At 47.0% G+C, this 16121-nt stretch carries 15 protein-coding genes; 8 read left to right on the top strand and 7 right to left on the bottom strand.

The genetic code is table 11. The features are described 5' to 3' along the window. Nucleotide 1: 1 nt before the first annotated feature. The 4 genes from BM292_RS09710 (at nt 2) to BM292_RS09695 (ending at nt 2438) form a co-directional block, all read left to right on the top strand. Nucleotides 2–493, top strand: coding sequence for a hypothetical protein (locus BM292_RS09710; RefSeq protein WP_092858028.1), 492 nt, complete (start codon nt 2–4; stop codon nt 491–493). A gap of 5 nt (nt 494–498) precedes the next feature. Then, nucleotides 499–1200, top strand: a complete 702-nt coding sequence (locus tag BM292_RS09705; RefSeq protein WP_281247508.1) for an RNA polymerase sigma factor FliA — start codon at nt 499–501, stop codon at nt 1198–1200. Nucleotides 1201–1236: 36 nt separating this feature from the next. Further along, nucleotides 1237–1716 carry a DUF4199 domain-containing protein gene (locus BM292_RS09700; protein WP_092858024.1) on the top strand — a complete coding sequence of 160 codons (480 nt, stop codon included), beginning with the start codon at nt 1237–1239 and terminating at the stop codon, nt 1714–1716. A gap of 92 nt (nt 1717–1808) precedes the next feature. Next, nucleotides 1809–2438, top strand: a complete 630-nt coding sequence (locus BM292_RS09695; protein ID WP_177203831.1) for a YiaD family glycine zipper/OmpA-like lipoprotein — start codon at nt 1809–1811, stop codon at nt 2436–2438. Between the two features lie 93 nt (nt 2439–2531). Here BM292_RS09695 and BM292_RS09690 read toward each other — a convergent pair whose 3' ends face one another. From BM292_RS09690 to rpmH, 6 genes are read right to left on the bottom strand one after another with little or no spacing between them, the layout of a single operon-like run. Further along, on the bottom strand, nt 2532–3680 hold the full coding sequence (locus BM292_RS09690; protein ID WP_092858022.1) for a dicarboxylate/amino acid:cation symporter: 1149 nt from the start codon (nt 3678–3680) through the stop codon (nt 2532–2534). A gap of 46 nt (nt 3681–3726) precedes the next feature. Further along, the gene (gene mnmE, locus BM292_RS09685) at nt 3727–5100 is read right to left on the bottom strand and encodes a tRNA uridine-5-carboxymethylaminomethyl(34) synthesis GTPase MnmE (protein WP_092858020.1); all 1374 of its coding nucleotides are present in this window, start codon (nt 5098–5100) and stop codon (nt 3727–3729) included. Between the two features lie 3 nt (nt 5101–5103). After that, nucleotides 5104–6774: a membrane protein insertase YidC gene (gene yidC, locus BM292_RS09680; RefSeq protein WP_092858018.1), complete on the bottom strand. Its 1671-nt coding sequence runs from the start codon at nt 6772–6774 to the stop codon at nt 5104–5106. Then, entirely contained in the window at nt 6771–7061 is a 291-nt protein-coding gene (gene yidD / locus BM292_RS09675; RefSeq protein ID WP_092858016.1) for a membrane protein insertion efficiency factor YidD, read from the bottom strand. The genes yidC and yidD overlap by 4 nt, the downstream gene beginning before the upstream one ends. Then, nucleotides 6998–7390: a ribonuclease P protein component gene (gene rnpA, locus BM292_RS09670; RefSeq protein ID WP_092858014.1), complete on the bottom strand. Its 393-nt coding sequence runs from the start codon at nt 7388–7390 to the stop codon at nt 6998–7000. The genes yidD and rnpA overlap by 64 nt, the downstream gene beginning before the upstream one ends. Before the next feature lie 2 nt (nt 7391–7392). Further along, on the bottom strand, nt 7393–7527 hold the full coding sequence (gene rpmH / locus BM292_RS09665; protein ID WP_055439485.1) for a 50S ribosomal protein L34: 135 nt from the start codon (nt 7525–7527) through the stop codon (nt 7393–7395). Between the two features lie 289 nt (nt 7528–7816). On the opposite strand from rpmH, the gene dnaA reads away from it, so the two are divergent. The 4 genes from dnaA to gyrB all read left to right on the top strand — a co-directional run bounded on the left by dnaA (nt 7817) and on the right by gyrB (nt 13945). Beyond that, a complete protein-coding gene (gene dnaA, locus BM292_RS09660) occupies nt 7817–9229 on the top strand; it encodes a chromosomal replication initiator protein DnaA (RefSeq protein ID WP_092858012.1) in 1413 nt (470 codons plus the stop codon). Nucleotides 9230–9309: 80 nt separating this feature from the next. Then, nucleotides 9310–10410: a DNA polymerase III subunit beta gene (gene dnaN, locus BM292_RS09655; protein ID WP_092858010.1), complete on the top strand. Its 1101-nt coding sequence runs from the start codon at nt 9310–9312 to the stop codon at nt 10408–10410. A 20-nt stretch (nt 10411–10430) separates the two neighbouring features. Further along, nucleotides 10431–11513 (top strand): DNA replication/repair protein RecF, encoded by a 1083-nt coding sequence (recF, locus tag BM292_RS09650; RefSeq protein WP_092858008.1) that lies wholly within the window; start codon nt 10431–10433, stop codon nt 11511–11513. Between the two features lie 11 nt (nt 11514–11524). Continuing rightward, on the top strand, nt 11525–13945 hold the full coding sequence (gyrB, locus tag BM292_RS09645; protein ID WP_092858006.1) for a DNA topoisomerase (ATP-hydrolyzing) subunit B: 2421 nt from the start codon (nt 11525–11527) through the stop codon (nt 13943–13945). A gap of 107 nt (nt 13946–14052) precedes the next feature. On the opposite strand, the gene glyS is transcribed toward gyrB, so the two are convergent. Beyond that, nucleotides 14053–16119, bottom strand: coding sequence for a glycine--tRNA ligase subunit beta (glyS, locus tag BM292_RS09640; RefSeq protein ID WP_092858004.1), 2067 nt, complete (start codon nt 16117–16119; stop codon nt 14053–14055). Between the last annotated feature and the right edge of the window lie 2 nt (nt 16120–16121).

Genomic DNA, 16121 nt, shown 5'->3' with positions numbered 1-16121 from the left:
TATGAGCGATCAGGCAGCGAGTTTGCGGCAGTGGGCCGCCAAACGTGATGGCGATGATTCAGCCGCTGAAGCGTGTTCAGAGGTGGTTTCTGCAGATAATGCGTCGCGCAATCTCGAGCAGGTGGTTGTATTGGGATTACCGAAGTTTAGCGACGGCTATGCGTTGAAAGCAGCTGCAGTTTTTCAGCGCTGGGAAGAACAGGGCATGAAGTGGGTTGGTAGCGCCGATCGATGGCGTGTCATTCCAGTATCGCTTGAATACCCAGATTTTGATAAATTGGTGGGCAATTATCCTCGCTGGGCGGTTTGGGTTGAGGATGATTTAGATAGTTTTGCTCGAGTGTATCGAGTACTCAAACGCATTCATGAGGTAGATGGTCCGCGGCGTATTGTCGCATTGCACCCACCGATGGCACGACAAGGGTTGCTCGCCAACATACAAATGGTTGCGCGCCAGTATTTTAACATTGACGTATTGGTATTTTCGGGCTGAAAAATATGTATACAGCTGAAGGAAAGTTCAACAAGCACAGTATTATCGAACAGTACTATCCACTCGTTCGTCGTCAAGCATTTAACTTGAAAGTTAAGCTGCCGGCCGGCGTTGACGTGGATGACCTGATTCAAGCTGGCGTTGAAGGCTTATTAAGCTGTGTTGACCGCTTTGACCCAGATTCAGGAGTCGCTTTTTCAACTTATGCGCATCAGCGTATTCGCGGCGCGATGATTGATGAGTTACGTAGCCGAGATTGGCTACCGCGCAGCGTACGTCGCAATGGGCGTGAGCTTGAGCAAACCATTCGCAAACTAGAACAGCGTCTAGGGCGGCCGCCCGAAGAGCGTGAAATTGCAACTGAGCTCAATATTGAACTGGCGGAATACCATCAACTGCTGTTAGATACCAATAATGGCTTGGTTTTATCCTACGACGAAGTGGTTGCTGAAACTCCAGGCAACGAAACCAATGATGAAGAAGAAGCCGAGCCGGAAGCACAAATTGGCAATGCACAACTAAAACAGCTATTAGTAGAAGCACTTGATATGTTGCCAGAGCGTGAAAAATTAGTCATGACGCTCTATTATCAAGAAGAGCTTAACCTCAAAGAGATTGGCGCAGTACTCGATGTTACCGAATCGCGTGTATCACAGTTACATAGCCAAGCGATCAAGCGAATTCGTTCACGGGTTGCCACCGACTAACCCAAATAACGTACTCAAAGTACAAGTAGGTGCTTGATGAACAATTATAAATTAGAAATTCGTTGGGGCTTTATTTTTAGCGTGGCGATGCTGCTCTGGTTGTTATTAGAGCGTTTAGTGGGATTGCATAGTACGTATATAGCGCAACATATGATGTGGACCAATTTGTTCGCCATAGTAGCTATTGCGATTTACGTGTTTGCGCTTCGTCAGAAAAAAATACACGAACTGAATGGTCGCATGACTTGGAAGCAGGGCTTTATGTGTGGCGTAGGGGTGACTGTTGTCGTTGCCATTTTGTCACCGCTTACCCAATGGCTTGCGCATACCTTCGTGTCCCCTCACTTTTTCACCAATATGGTTGAGTATGCCGTAAGTAGCGGCAATATGACCGAAGCTCAAGCTGTGGACTATTTTTCGTTACAAAGCTATATGGTTCAAGCGGTTATTGGTGCTGTCGCAATGGGGGTGATTACCTCAGCGGTGGTGGCCTTATTTGTGCGTAACGCCAAATAACGAAGCGTTAATTTCAAGCAAACGCCACGGCAGAATTTCTTTACTGTGCTAAATTGTATGTAACTTGCATTTGGAAAAAAAGGAATCTCAGCATGATGAAAAAATTAGCTGTAGCCGTTGCAGTATCGTCACTTGTTGTGACGGGTTGCGCGAATATGAGTAATACCCAAAAAGGTGCCACTATTGGCGCCATTGCTGGCGCGGTGATTGGTAAAGGTACCGGTGATCACGATAAGAGCCGCTATGTTTGGGGTGCGGTGGCTGGTGCTATTGCTGGTGGCGCAATTGGCGCGTACATGGATAAGCAAGAGCAAGAGTTTCGCGACGAGCTCGCCGGTAGCGGTGTTCAGGTGATTCGCGACGGCGATAACATTCGTTTGCAGTTACCAAGTAACGTCACATTTGCGGTGGATAGCACGACGATTGCATCGAGCTTCGATCCGGTGCTTGTTGATGTTGCCAAAGTGCTTAATCGTTATGAGAAAACGACCATGTTGGTGGAAGGTCATACCGATAGCACAGGTGATGCCAACTACAACCAACGCTTGTCAGAGAACCGGGCATTGGCGGTGCGCAATCACTTGGTGGGTAATGGTGTCGATCAGCGTCGCGTGACGACTGTCGGTTATGGCGAAACCATGCCAGTTGCGGACAACAGCACTGCTGATGGACGCCAGCTGAACCGTCGCGTTGAATTACGTATCGTGCCGAACGAAGCTTAGTAGGTTAATTTAGCTATTAAATAGAAAAAGCCGCTGATTTCCCATGAAAGAAATCAGCGGCTTTTTTGATCATGTCTGATATCGAATGGACGCTTAGCTCTGTTTCGACGCTTGGTTCACGAGCAATGCGATGGCGCCATCGCCCGTCACGTTACAGGCGGTACCAAAGCTATCTTGCGCCATGTAAAGCGCGATCATTAAGGCAATTGCAGTTTCACCAAAGCCAAGCATTGAGCCCAATAAACCCACCGCAGACATCACCGCACCACCAGGCACACCTGGTGCCGCCAGCATCACCACGCCCAACATTAAAATGAAAGGCAGAATGGTTAGGAATGATGGAATCGCTAATGCGCTATGTAGATACATCACTGCAATGGTGCAGCTGACGATGGTGATTGTAGAGCCGGCTAAATGAGTGGTTGCACATAACGGAATAGCGAAGTTAGCCACGTCTTCATCAACATTATTGGCTTTCGCGCTACGTAACGTTACCGGAATAGTTGCAGCGCTCGACATGGTGCCTAACGCGGTAAAGTATGCTGGCAACATGTTTTTGATGAGCGTGATAGGGCTGATTCCGGCTTTTAACCCGGCGACTGTAAACATGCTGATGATGTACACCCAATGCAATGCCACGGCTAGTAATAGTACGATACCGAATGTTTTAAGTGTACCGAATACGGTGCCAGCTGCGGCCATTTCGGCGAATACACCAGCAATATAAAATGGTAATAAAGGAATAATGACTTTACCGAGTAGTAACTCAATAATATCGCGGCCTTGATCAGAAAGTTGTTTCAGTTGTTCGGCGCGCGTGGCGGTGATACCTAAACCGAAAATAAAGGCCAAAACCAGCGCTGTCATGATGCCAAATACCGGTGGCATGTCTAAGGTGATAAATGGCTCTAAAACAGCTGTATCAGATGCTTGTGCGGTTTTTGCTGCAGTAGTTAGCATAGGTACGACAATACTTGCCACGAAATAAGCGACAGTACCCGCCACAATTGTTGATAAGTAGGCGATACCTAGGGTGCGTCCCAGCAGTTTTCCAGAGTTTTGTGGTAAACCGGCAATACCGCTGGTGATAAAAAACAAAATCAATAATGGAATGGTAAAGAATAATAATTGGCCGAATAGCTCTTTGAAGGTCAGTAGAAGTTGGGTCATCCAGTCAGGCGTATAAAGCCCAATCAAAGTACCGACGACAATCCCTAAAACTAGTTTAATAATTAAACCCATCGTTGTTCTCGCTTATGATTTTATAGGTGCAGAGGGTTGGTTTATGCTATTTACCGATACAAAAACTACTGAAAATTTTGCCAAGCAAATCGTCAGAGGTGAACTCACCGGTGATTTCATTCAAGTGCTGTTGAGTAATGCGTAGCTCTTCTGCGAGTAGCTCACCGGCCAAATTCATTTCCAGTTGCTCTTGTCCTGTGATGAGGTGCTCACGGGCATGCTCGAGGGCATCAAGGTGACGGCGACGCGCCATAAAGCTGCCTTCGCTGGTGGCGGTATAACCGACGCAGTGTTTTAAGTGTTCACGTAGCAAATCAATTCCGCGTCCGGTTTTTGCGCTGAGATGAAGTACGGGAATGCCACCAATGTCTTCGATGATTATCGGTTCTTCATTCAAATCGACCTTGTTACGAATAACAGTAAATGGCAGGTCATCCGGCAACTGCGCGAAAAACTCAGGCCAAATATCGGCAGGATGAACCGCGTCGGTTTCAGTCGCATCAACCATAAATAGTACACGGTCAGCACCACGAATTTCATCCCATGCGCGTTGAATGCCAATACGCTCGACTTCATCGGGGCTTTCCCTTAAACCGGCGGTATCGATGATGTGTAACGGCATTCCATCAATTTGAATATGCTCGCGCAGAACATCACGCGTGGTACCAGCAATCGCCGTGACAATGGCTGATTCACGGCCGGCGAGGGCGTTTAATAACGACGATTTTCCGGCATTAGGTCGACCGGCGATCACCACTTTCATGCCTTCGCGTAATAACGTGCCTTGCTTTGCTTGCACCATCACTTGTTGTAGCCGATCGATAATCGCCTCAAGATCAGCTGCAACTTTGCCGTCACTCAGGAAGTCAATTTCTTCATCGGGGAAGTCAATCGCGGCTTCAACGTACATGCGCAAATGAATCACTTGGTCGACAAGTTGGTCTATCTCGTGTGAGAAACCGCCCTGTAGGCTTTGTAGGGCTGCTTTAGCGGCTTGTTCTGAGGTAGTATTGATGAGATCAGCAATCGCTTCAGCCTGAGTCAAATCGAGTTTATCGTTTAAAAATGCGCGCTCACTGAATTCGCCGGGGCGAGCGGGCCGTACTTCAGGGAAATCCAGAATTGCCTTGATGATCATGTCGATGAGTATGGGGCCGCCGTGGCCTTGTAACTCAAGCACGTCCTCACCGGTAAACGAGTTTGGTCCTTGAAAAAAAAGCGCAATGCCTTCGTCAAGCACTGCGCCATCAAGGTCTTTAAACGGTAAGTACTCCGCCTTACGTGGAACTGGGCAATGCCCCAACATGCGTTCAGCAACGGTTCGCGCTGCCGGGCCACTAACGCGTACGATGCCGACACCGCCACGCCCAGGAGGCGTGGCTTGTGCAACGATAGTGTCGTTCGTTAGCTCAAAGTCCATCACTTATTTCTTTTTACGACGTTCCATCATGCCTTTCTTTTCAAGGCCGCTATAAATCCACTGCATCTGACCAATGGTAATTAAGTTGCTGCTCAACCAATAAAGTACGAGACCAGCAGGGAACCATAGGAAGAATACCGTAAAGATTACTGGCATATATTGCAGTAGCTTCTGCTGCATCGGATCGGTTGCAGGGGTCGGTTGCAACTTCTGCATAATGAACATCGATGCACCCATCAGAATAGGCAAGATAAAGTATGGGTCTTTTGCTGATAAGTCGTTAATCCACAGGAATAACGGTGCATGGCGCAATTCAACACTTTCCAGCAGTACCCAGTAAAGCGCTAGGAAGATTGGCAATTGGAGAAGCATCGGCAAACAACCACCGAGTGGGTTTACTTTTTCTTCTTTATACATCTTCATCATGGCTTGTGACATTTTCTGACGGTCGTCGCCATAGCGTTCACGAAGTGCTTGCATCTTCGGCTGAATCATCCGCATTTTAGCCATTGATACGTACTGTGCTTTGGTTAGCGGGTACAACAAGGCCTTGATGATGATGGTGATTGCGATGATTGACAGACCCCAGTTGATGAGGATGCTCTGTACCAATTGCAGTAATTTGAAGATTGGTTGTGCTAACCACCACAGGAAACCGTAATCGACGGTCAGGTTCAAATCTTCTGCAACCAGAGCCATGGCGTCTTGGTCTTTTGGACCAACAAACAATGTTGAGCGAATCTGTGCTTCAGCACCTGGTGCAACAGTCGCGGTTGGGTAAAGTACGCCCATAATCGCTTGGTCGCCGCCGACAATGCGCGAGAATAATTGCTTGGTACCTTCGCCGCGTGGAATCCATGCAGATACGAAGTAATGCTCAAGCATTGCAACCCAACCTTTTTGAGTTTCGCGGCTTAAACGTTGATCGCGCATGTCATCAAACGCATATTTTTCGTAACGGTCTTCATCCCAAGAATAAGCACCACCTTTATAGGTTGGCATCATCATGTTGCCTGAACCTTCAGTCATGATTTGCTTAAGTTGAGCATAGAATTGGAGCTGCTTATGGGTGGTCGTCGCATTGCGAATGGTATAGACCACGTCGACAGCGTAAGAGCCCTTGCTAAACACAAAGGTTTTAATCACTTCGCTACCATCTTCTAGGGTGTAGTAAAGAGGTACTTCGAGTTTGTCACCGGTTAGTTGGAACTCAGTTTGTTCTACGTGGAACACTGGGCGACCTTGTGCTGAGTCGGTACCGTCAGCGCCAACGAGACCTGACTGAGCAATATAAAGCTGGTTTGGATTTGCATGAAGCAATTCAAAGCGCTCTTCTGAGTTTTGTGTGCGTGCAAACTCAAGAAGTTGTGCGTTAACAACGTCACCGCCGTGAGTGTCGATAACCACATCAAGCACATCAGTTTTCACTGTCACACGTGGGTTATTCGATGCGGTACTGGTTGCAGGCAAACCACTGTCACTTGACTCTGGTACAGCGCTTTCAGCTGCTGATGGTTCCATACGCGCTTCAGGCACACCTGAATCGGTTGTTTGAGTTTGTTGGGTTTGCGCCGATTTTTGTGTACCCGGTGCAGTATCAATAAGCCAATTTTGGTAGAGGAAAAAGCTTACTACCAAGAGAGCAATAAACAAGATAGAACGTGGCGAATTCATAAGTCCTTCGTCTCTGTTTTACTTTGATTCGTTGTTTCCGCTTCACAAGGTTCAGTACCTGGAACCGGGTCGAAGCCACCTGGATGTCCTGGGTGACATTTGAGAATACGCTTACTGGCAAGCCAGAAGCCTCGAATGATACCATGCTTTTGGATTGCTTCGATGGCGTATTGTGAACAGGTTGGCGTAAATCGACAACGCGGCCCTATCAGCGGACTAATAATTAGCTGGTAGAGTCGGATGAAACCGATAGGTATTGCGCGCAACGCTTGCTTAAGGTTCGCCATAAGTAATCCAAACGCTGCTGTAACTCTTCCTGAGAAAGATCAACAACACCGTTTTTTCCAATCACGATAATATCGAATGCCGGTATTTTATGCTGTTTTAGACGAAAACTCTCGCGAATCTTGCGTTTTATTCGATTTCGATCAACAGCGCGTTTGGCTCGCTTTTTTGAGAGCGTGACACCAATTCGAGGAAAACCGAGATTATTAGGGGTAGCAAGCATGGTGAGTTCAGCCGTGACAGCTTTCACCGGGGGGTTATCGAAGACTTTTTGAAAGTGCGCGGGAGTTAACAGTCTTAACTCCCGCCCGTAAGCGTAATTCTGCTTCAATATTATGCAGACAGAACTTTACGGCCTTTGGCACGACGGCGAGCCAACACTTGACGACCGTTTTTCGTTGCCATACGAGCACGGAAACCGTGAGTGCGCTTGCGCTTCAATACGCTTGGTTGAAATGTTCTTTTCATGACGTTACTTCCGTATTCGAGTTACCTAAAAATTTAGAGCGCGAATTCTAACGGTTAAAAGGATCAAAGTCAACGCAAAAAGCTATCCACAAATGCGAGATGAGAATGATTTCAATTGTGGATAAGCAGGAGTTGAGAACACAGTAAATTTGCCGCAAAGGCTAGCGATCTAAAGGTGCTTTTAGTACAATCAAATCAATCCAGCTGATGCTAAAAATAAAGGATCGCTACTGATCTTAACGAAGCAATCAAGCGCAATAATTATAACTGACAAAAACAGGAGACAGGTGTGAATAAATCGCTTTGGCAATTATGCGCAGATAGACTGCAAAGCGAATTAACCGCGCAGAATTTCAATACCTGGATCCGTCCTCTGCAATCTGAGCTCGAAGACAACGTTCTGACGTTGTATGCGCCAAATTCTTATGTTGTCGATTGGATCAAAGACAAATACCTGAATCAAATAAATGATTATTTGACCGAGTTAACGACTGAGCGCGGTGAGAGGAGTCCACGTGTATCGTTTCGCGTTGGCGGCGTTGAAAAGAAAGCGCAGGGTAATGGTGTGGCGACGAGTTCAGCCGATAACCGCCCAGCCGCAGCCGTGCCAGCGGCAGCTCCAGCGCAACGCCAACCACGTGCTACCCCTTGGAATGCAACAGATGCTCCGGCACCCGCATTTGAGTGCAATATAGATGAAGAGTATACCTTCGATAATTTCGTAGAGGGTAAATCGAATCAACTTGCGCTCGCCGCAGCACATCAAGTCGCGGAAAACCCGGGGAGCGCTTATAACCCGCTCTTTGTATATGGTGGTACTGGGCTTGGTAAAACGCATTTGTTGCATGCTGTCGGTAATGCCATTCGCGCTCACAAAAAAGATGCAAAGGTTTTCTATATTCGTGCTGAACGTTTTGTTCAGGATATGGTGAATGCGTTGAAAAACAGCACCATCGATGAAATGAAGCGGTATTATCGCTCAGTTGATGCGTTGCTGATTGATGACATCCACTTTTTCTCAAATAAGAAGGGCACGCAAGAAGAATTCTTCCATACTTTCAATGCTTTACTTGAAGGCAACCAGCAAATCATTCTAACCAGCGACCTGTATCCGAAAGAAATCGAAGGCTTAGAAGATCGCCTACGGTCGCGATTTGGTTGGGGTTTAACCATTGCGATTGAGCCGCCAGAGTTAGAGACCCGTGTTGCGATTTTGATTCGTAAGGCGCAAGAACGCGGCATTACGTTACCGCACGAGGTCGCGTTTTTTATCGCTAAGCGTTTACGCTCAAATGTGCGTGAGCTTGAAGGCGCGCTAAACCGTTTAGTGGCGAACGTTAACCTGACCGGCCGCCAGATTACTATCGATTTTGTTCGTGAAGCGTTGCGTGATTTAATTGCTGCACAGGAAAAACTCGTTACGGTTGATAATATTCAAAAGACCGTAGCTGAGTATTACAACATTAAAATGTCAGATATGCTGTCTAAGCGTCGTTCACGTTCAGTCGCACGGCCGCGCCAGATGGCGATGGCTTTAGCGAAGGAACTGACGAACCATAGTTTGCCGGAAATTGGCGATGCTTTTGGTGGACGTGACCATACAACGGTGCTGCATGCCTGCCGTACGATTGCTAAGTTAAAAGACGAACAGAACGATTTAAAAGAAGATTATCGTAATTTAATTCGCACGCTTTCAGCGTAACTGTCGACGTACAGACGTTACAAAAGGTACAGTAGGGACGTATAAAAGCGGCAAGGAACAAACAACAGGGGAATGTGGGTATGAAATTTTCCATCAGTCGTGATGCTTTTTTAAAGCCACTTCAGGTTGTCAGCGGTGCAGTCGAGCGCCGACATACCATTCCGATTCTTTCCAATGTGTTGATACAGGCTTCCACTGAACAAGTGAAGCTAACCGGCACCGATTTGGAAGTTGAATTGGTATCATCATGTGCGATCGAGAATGGCGAAGCCGGTGAAGTTACGGTTCCTGCGAAAAAGCTTGTCGATATCATTCGTAGTTTACCGGATGGTGCGACGGTTGAGTTTAGCGCATCGGCCGATAAGGCAATGATTCGTTCGGGGCGCAGTAAGTTCACGCTAGCGACCTTACCTGCGCAAGACTTCCCGAATATCGATGATTGGGACAGTGATATTCAGTTGGTGACAAGCCAAGCGGTGCTTAAGGACTTGATGGAACGCACTCATTTCTCAATGGCGAACCAGGATGTTCGTTATTATTTGAATGGTATGTTGTTCGAGACCGACGCGAATATATTGCGTACCGTAGCAACGGATGGCCATCGGTTAGCTATGAGCAGTTGCGAAATTGGGCAGCCGAATCTTGCAGCTCGCCAAGTTATCGTTCCGCGTAAGGGTGTGATGGAGCTGTTACGACTGCTCGATGATGTTGAGAACGAAGTGAAAGTGCTCATTGGTAATAACCACATTCGCATTGAAACCAACGGTATTGGTTTCACGAGTAAGCTTGTCGATGGACGGTTCCCTGATTATCGCCGCGTTTTGCCGAGTGGGGGCGATAAAATCGTCGTTGCTGAACGTGATGTGTTGAAGCAGGCGTGTTCACGCGCTTCGATTTTATCGAATGAGAAATACCGTGGTGTTCGCATCAATTTGAGCCAAGGCGAAATGTGCCTTACCGCCAATAACCCGGAACAAGAAACGGCTGAAGAAGTGATTGAAGTTGAATACCAAGGCGAACCACTAGAAATTGGTTTCAACGTGAGTTACTTGATTGACGTTTTGAATACCATTCAAGGCGGCAAAGTAAAATTGACTCTATCAGGTTCAGATGCGAGTGGTTTAGTTGAAGATAACGATGATGATTCATCGCTTTATGTGGTTATGCCAATGCGCCTGTAGTAGGCGCGTTGTGGTCGTTTATGTACCTGGAATCACTGTCGCTTACTAATTTTAGGAACTTTGCTGCGGCGACAGTGGCGCCAAGTAAGACGGTTAATATTATTTCTGGCGCAAACGGCAGCGGTAAAACAAGTTTAATTGAGTCGATTTATTGTCTTGGATTTGGGCGCTCTTTTCGGCCTGGAACGTATCGTCAACTGATCCGACACGAACAAGAACAGTTTGTCGTATTCGCCAAGTTAACGGAGCAGAACGGCGAGAAGCACCAGGTTGGTTATCAACGAAATCATGCTGGTGATGTTCAACTTCGAATCGACCAAGCCAAAGAGAAACGCTTTTCCTCATTGGCGCGAATGGTTCCAGTTCAGTTGATGACGCCAGAGAGTATAGAGCTTGTTTTAGGCGGCCCTAAAGTTAGGCGGCAATATATCGATTGGGGAGTGTTCCACGTGGAACATTCCTTTTATAACGACTGGGTTGGTTTTGCTAAGTTATTAAAACAGCGAAACAGTCTATTGAAAATGAAACGGTTTGAGCAAGAGCACCGCTATTGGGATGAACAGTTTGCGAGTTTCGGGGAGCGCATTCAGGCGCATCGAGAGACTTACGTTAACGCATTTGTGCCAGTACTAAAAAAGCGGCTAGCAGAGTTCTTACCGAATTATGAGTTTGAGTTTCATCTTCGCTCCGGTTGGGAAAAGGGCAGTCGTCTAGGCGACGCGCTCGTTAAACACCGCGAGCAAGATATCCGATATGGACATTCAACAGTCGGACCGCACAAGGCGGAACTAAGAATTTTAGCCAACGGTGAAGACGTAAAAAATTTACTTTCACGAGGGCAATTGAAGCTGCTTGTCGCCGCGCTTAAATTGGTGCAAGGTGAGTATCTTCAACAGAAAACTGGCGTACAATGTATCTACTTGGTAGACGACATTACGGCCGAATTGGATTCGGTTAGTCAGGAGAAGTTTTGTGGTGCGCTTGTCGCATCCAAGTCACAGGTTTTTGTATCGGCGATTGATGGTAGCGATGTAAGTGCGCTCCTCAAAACCGAAGATACGAGAATGTTCCACGTGGAACATGGAACCGTCAAGGAACAATAGAGAAGCTAATTATGGCAGAAAACAATTACGATTCGTCCAGTATTAAAGTCCTGAAGGGGCTTGATGCAGTTCGCAAACGCCCAGGCATGTACATCGGTGATACCGATGACGGCACTGGTTTACATCACATGGTTTTCGAGGTTGTCGATAACTCGATCGATGAAGCGTTGGCAGGACACTGCAAAGATATTCTCGTGACGATTCATTCCGACGGCTCAGTATCAGTTCGAGATGACGGTCGTGGTATTCCTGTTGATATCCATCCGGAAGAAGGTGTTTCGGCTGCTCAGGTCATCATGACCGTTCTGCATGCCGGTGGTAAATTCGACGACAACTCATATAAAGTATCGGGCGGTTTGCACGGGGTAGGTGTGTCCGTTGTTAACGCGTTGTCAGATAAGTTATTGCTGACTATTCAACGTCAAGGCCACTTATACCAGCAAACTTACAAGCTTGGTGATCCAGTTGCACCGCTTGAGCAAATCGGTGATACCGATAAGACCGGAACAGAGATTCGTTTCTGGCCAAGTCCAACAATTTTTAGCGACATCGAATTCCATTACGATATTCTCGCCAAGCGTTTGCGCGAATTGTCGTTCTTGAATTCAGGTGTATCAATCATTCTCAAAGACGAACGCAATGAGCGTCAAGACCACTTTAAATATGAAGGTGGTATCTCAGCCTTTGTTTCTTATTTGAATAAAAACAAAACACCAATTCATCAGAACGTTTTTCACTTTACCAGTGAACGAGAAGACGGTATTTCTGTTGAAGTTTCGATGCAGTGGAATGACTCATTCCAAGAAGGCATCTACTGTTTTACCAATAATATTCCACAGCGAGATGGTGGTACTCACTTAGCCGGTTTCCGTGCGGCGCTAACGCGTACACTGAATACCTATATGGAAAAAGAAGGCCTCAATAAGAAATACAAAACCAACGCGACCGGTGATGATGCGCGCGAAGGTTTGACTGCTGTTGTTTCTGTCAAAGTGCCTGATCCAAAGTTTTCATCGCAAACAAAAGATAAATTAGTTTCATCTGAGGTGAAATCTGCTGTTGAACAAGCGATGAATGAGAAGCTATCTGACTTCTTGTTGGAGCAACCTAGCGACGCCAAAATTATTGTCGGTAAAATTATTGACGCAGCACGAGCTCGCGAAGCGGCTCGGAAAGCACGTGAAATGACACGTCGCAAAGGTGCATTAGATTTAGCTGGCTTACCAGGTAAGCTTGCTGACTGCCAGGAAAAAGACCCCGCACTTTCCGAACTATACATTGTGGAGGGTGACTCTGCGGGTGGTTCTGCGAAGCAGGGCCGTAACCGCAAAAACCAAGCGATTCTGCCTTTGAAAGGTAAAATCCTAAACGTCGAGAAAGCACGCTTCGACAAGATGTTGTCTTCACAAGAAGTAGCAACGCTTATTACGGCTTTAGGTTGTGGCATTGGGCGTGACGAGTATGACCCAGATAAAACACGTTATCACCGTATTATCATCATGACCGATGCTGACGTCGACGGCTCGCACATTCGTACGTTGCTGTTGACGTTCTTCTACCGTCAAATGCCAGAACTGATTGAACGCGGTTATATGTATATTGCGCAGCCACCACTTTATAAAGTGAAAAAGGGCAAGCAAGAAACCTATATTAAAGATGACCCAGGTCTTATCCAGTACCTGACGAGTCTTGCACTTGATGGTGCGTCATTGCACGTAACGAGCGATGCTCCGGGTATCAGCGGTGCGCATCTCGAAACGTTGGTGAACGACTACCAGTTGGCACAAAACTCTATTAAACAGCGGCTGTCACGTCGTATGCCAGAAACTTTCTTGCAACGTCTACTTTACGCTCCGCGTCTAACAGAAGAAATGCTTAAAAATCAACAGGCTATGACTGATTGGGCTGGGGCGTTACAAAACGACCTCACAACCCGAGAAGTTAACTCTGCAACGTATACGTTGTCAGTAAGCCATGATGAAGAACGTAATCTCTATTTACCAGTGGTTATCGTACGTCGTCATGGTATTGATACGTCATACCCATTGAGCTATGAGTTCTTAATGTCTCGCGACTACGATCAACTTGTCTCAATTGGTGAGAAGATTAACGGCTTAGTTGAAGCTGGTGGCTTCGTTCGTCGTGGCGAGAAAGAAAAGCCGGTTAGCGACTTTGTTGAAGCCGTTGAATGGCTAATCAGCGAATCCAAGCGTGGCATCTATATTCAACGTTACAAAGGTTTGGGTGAGATGAATCCAGAGCAATTGTGGGAAACTACAATGGATCCTGAAACTCGTCGTATGCTTCGCGTAACGATCGAAGATGCAATTGCGGCAGACCAACTATTCACTACTTTAATGGGTGATGATGTTGAACCACGCCGAGCGTTTATTGAAACGAATGCGCTGAAGGTTGCGAACCTTGACGTGTAGTTGAATAACAGTGACAAAAAAGGGGAGCCAATTGGCTCCCCTTTCTTATTTTGGAAACAAAGAAACAAGGCCAGTTATCAAGTAACCTGAATCTTATGTTGCTTAGTTTAATTTAAAACCGAAATGTCCGCAATTTGTAAGAACAACTCACGCAGATTTTGTAATAACGCAAGTCGGTTCTGACGCACCGCGTGGTCATCAGCATTAACCATAACGTTATCAAAAAACGCGTCTACCGGCTCTTGTAACGATGCCAATGAAGATAGTGCTTCAGTATAGTTACCGGCCTGCAAAGCCGAATCTGAGGCCTTTTGAGCGCTACTAATCGCACTGGCAAGGGCGCATTCTGCATCCTCAGTCAACAACGATGCGTTAACGACGTTTGGAAGCTCGCCTTCAGCTTTCGCTAAGATGTTACTTACGCGCTTATTGGCGGCGGCAAGCGCATCTGCAGCGGCTAGATTACGGAACTCAGTGACAGCCTTAACACGCAAATCGAAATCAACCGGTTTGGTTGGACGGCGCGCAAGTACCGCTTGAATCACATCAACTGCGATACCTTGTTCTTGATACCAAGTACGGAAGCGACCAAGCAGAAAATCCACCACATCTTCTTGAACATTGTCAGCGGTCAACAAACTGCCGAAGCTTTGACGGGACTTCGCTACCAACGCTTCCAAATCCAAAGGATAATTGCCTTCAACAATAATACGCAACAAACCAATGGCTGCGCGGCGCAGAGCAAATGGGTCACGGTCGCCTTTGGGTGTTTGTCCGATACCAAAAATACCCACTAACGTATCAAGTTTGTCAGCAATAGCGACCGCTGCACCTTCAGGTGACTGTGGCAAATCGTCACCGGCGAAGCGTGGCAAATAATGCTCATAAATTGCTTGTGGAACGCCTTCCGCTTCGCCGTCATGACGAGCGTAATGCATCCCCATAACCCCCTGTGTTTCCGGGAATTCCAAGACCATCTGCGCCGCAAGATCCGCTTTACATAAGTAACCAGCGCGTTCTGCAACGGTACCGTTTGCACCTAAATCGTTTGCAATGGCGCCAGCGACAGCAGCAATACGGTCTGACTTATCTTTAATTGAGCCTAGTTGCTTCTGGAATAAAATATTAGCTAAACCATCAACACGGTCAGCTAATTTAACTTTCTTGTCCGCTTCAAAGAAGAACTGAGCATCGGCCAGGCGAGGGCGTACAACTTTTTCGTTACCCGAAATGATTTGCGCCGGATCTTTTGACTCAATGTTGGTAATGAAAATAAACGCAGGTAACAGTTGGCCTTGTTCGTCTTCCAGCGGGAAATAACGTTGGTCGTCTTTCATGGTAACGATCAGCGGTTCTTTTGGCACTGACAAGAAGGCTTTATCAAACGATGCTGATAATGCGACTGGCCACTCAACCAAAGCGGTTACTTCATCAATCAGGTCGGTATCTTCAACAACATGACCACCAAGCTCGTTGGCTAATTTGTTGATGCCGGTCACAATAATCTCGCGGCGCTTGGCAAAGTCACCAATCACCCAAACCGATTCCAGAGCGGCTTCATAATCGTCTGCGCGCTTTAGTGTTGTGCCTTGCGGCGCATGGAAGCGATGCCCCTGAATATGGGTGTTTGAGCTAACATCCAAAATAGTTCCTGGCACTAACTCGGCGCCATATAGCATGGTGATGGTCTTCACTGGGCGAATAAACTGTGCACTACCGCTACCCCAACGCATTGGTTTTGGAATGGGAAGCTTCTTCAGCGCGGTTGCCACCAACTCAGGCAGTACCTCTGCCAATGGCTGTCCTTGTACCTCGGCTTTGTAGAGCAGCCATTCACCTTTATCCGTCACCAAACGCTCTGCTTCCGCAACTGTAATACCGTTGCCGCGTGCCCAGCCTTCGGCTGCTTTTGTCGGGTTGCCGGCATCATCAAATGCTACGTTAACCGCTGGACCACGCTTTTCCACGACTTTATCGGCCTGTTGCGATGCCAATTCAAACACTTGAACGGCTAAGCGACGAGGTGAGGCGTAGGATTTCACTTTCGCAAATGTAAAATCATTTTCTTTTAATAGATTGCTGAGGTTTTCCGTAAATGAGTCGCTCAAGCCTTTCAATGCTTTTGGAGGAAGCTCTTCGGTGCCAATTTCAACTAACAACGTCTCGTAGCGCACAA

Source organism: Pseudidiomarina tainanensis (genome assembly GCF_900115255.1).
In the GTDB taxonomy this organism is placed as follows: domain Bacteria; phylum Pseudomonadota; class Gammaproteobacteria; order Enterobacterales; family Alteromonadaceae; genus Pseudidiomarina; species Pseudidiomarina tainanensis.
The sequence above is the reverse complement of the archived record's forward strand: the minus strand, read 5'-3'. Positions and strand labels throughout refer to the sequence as shown.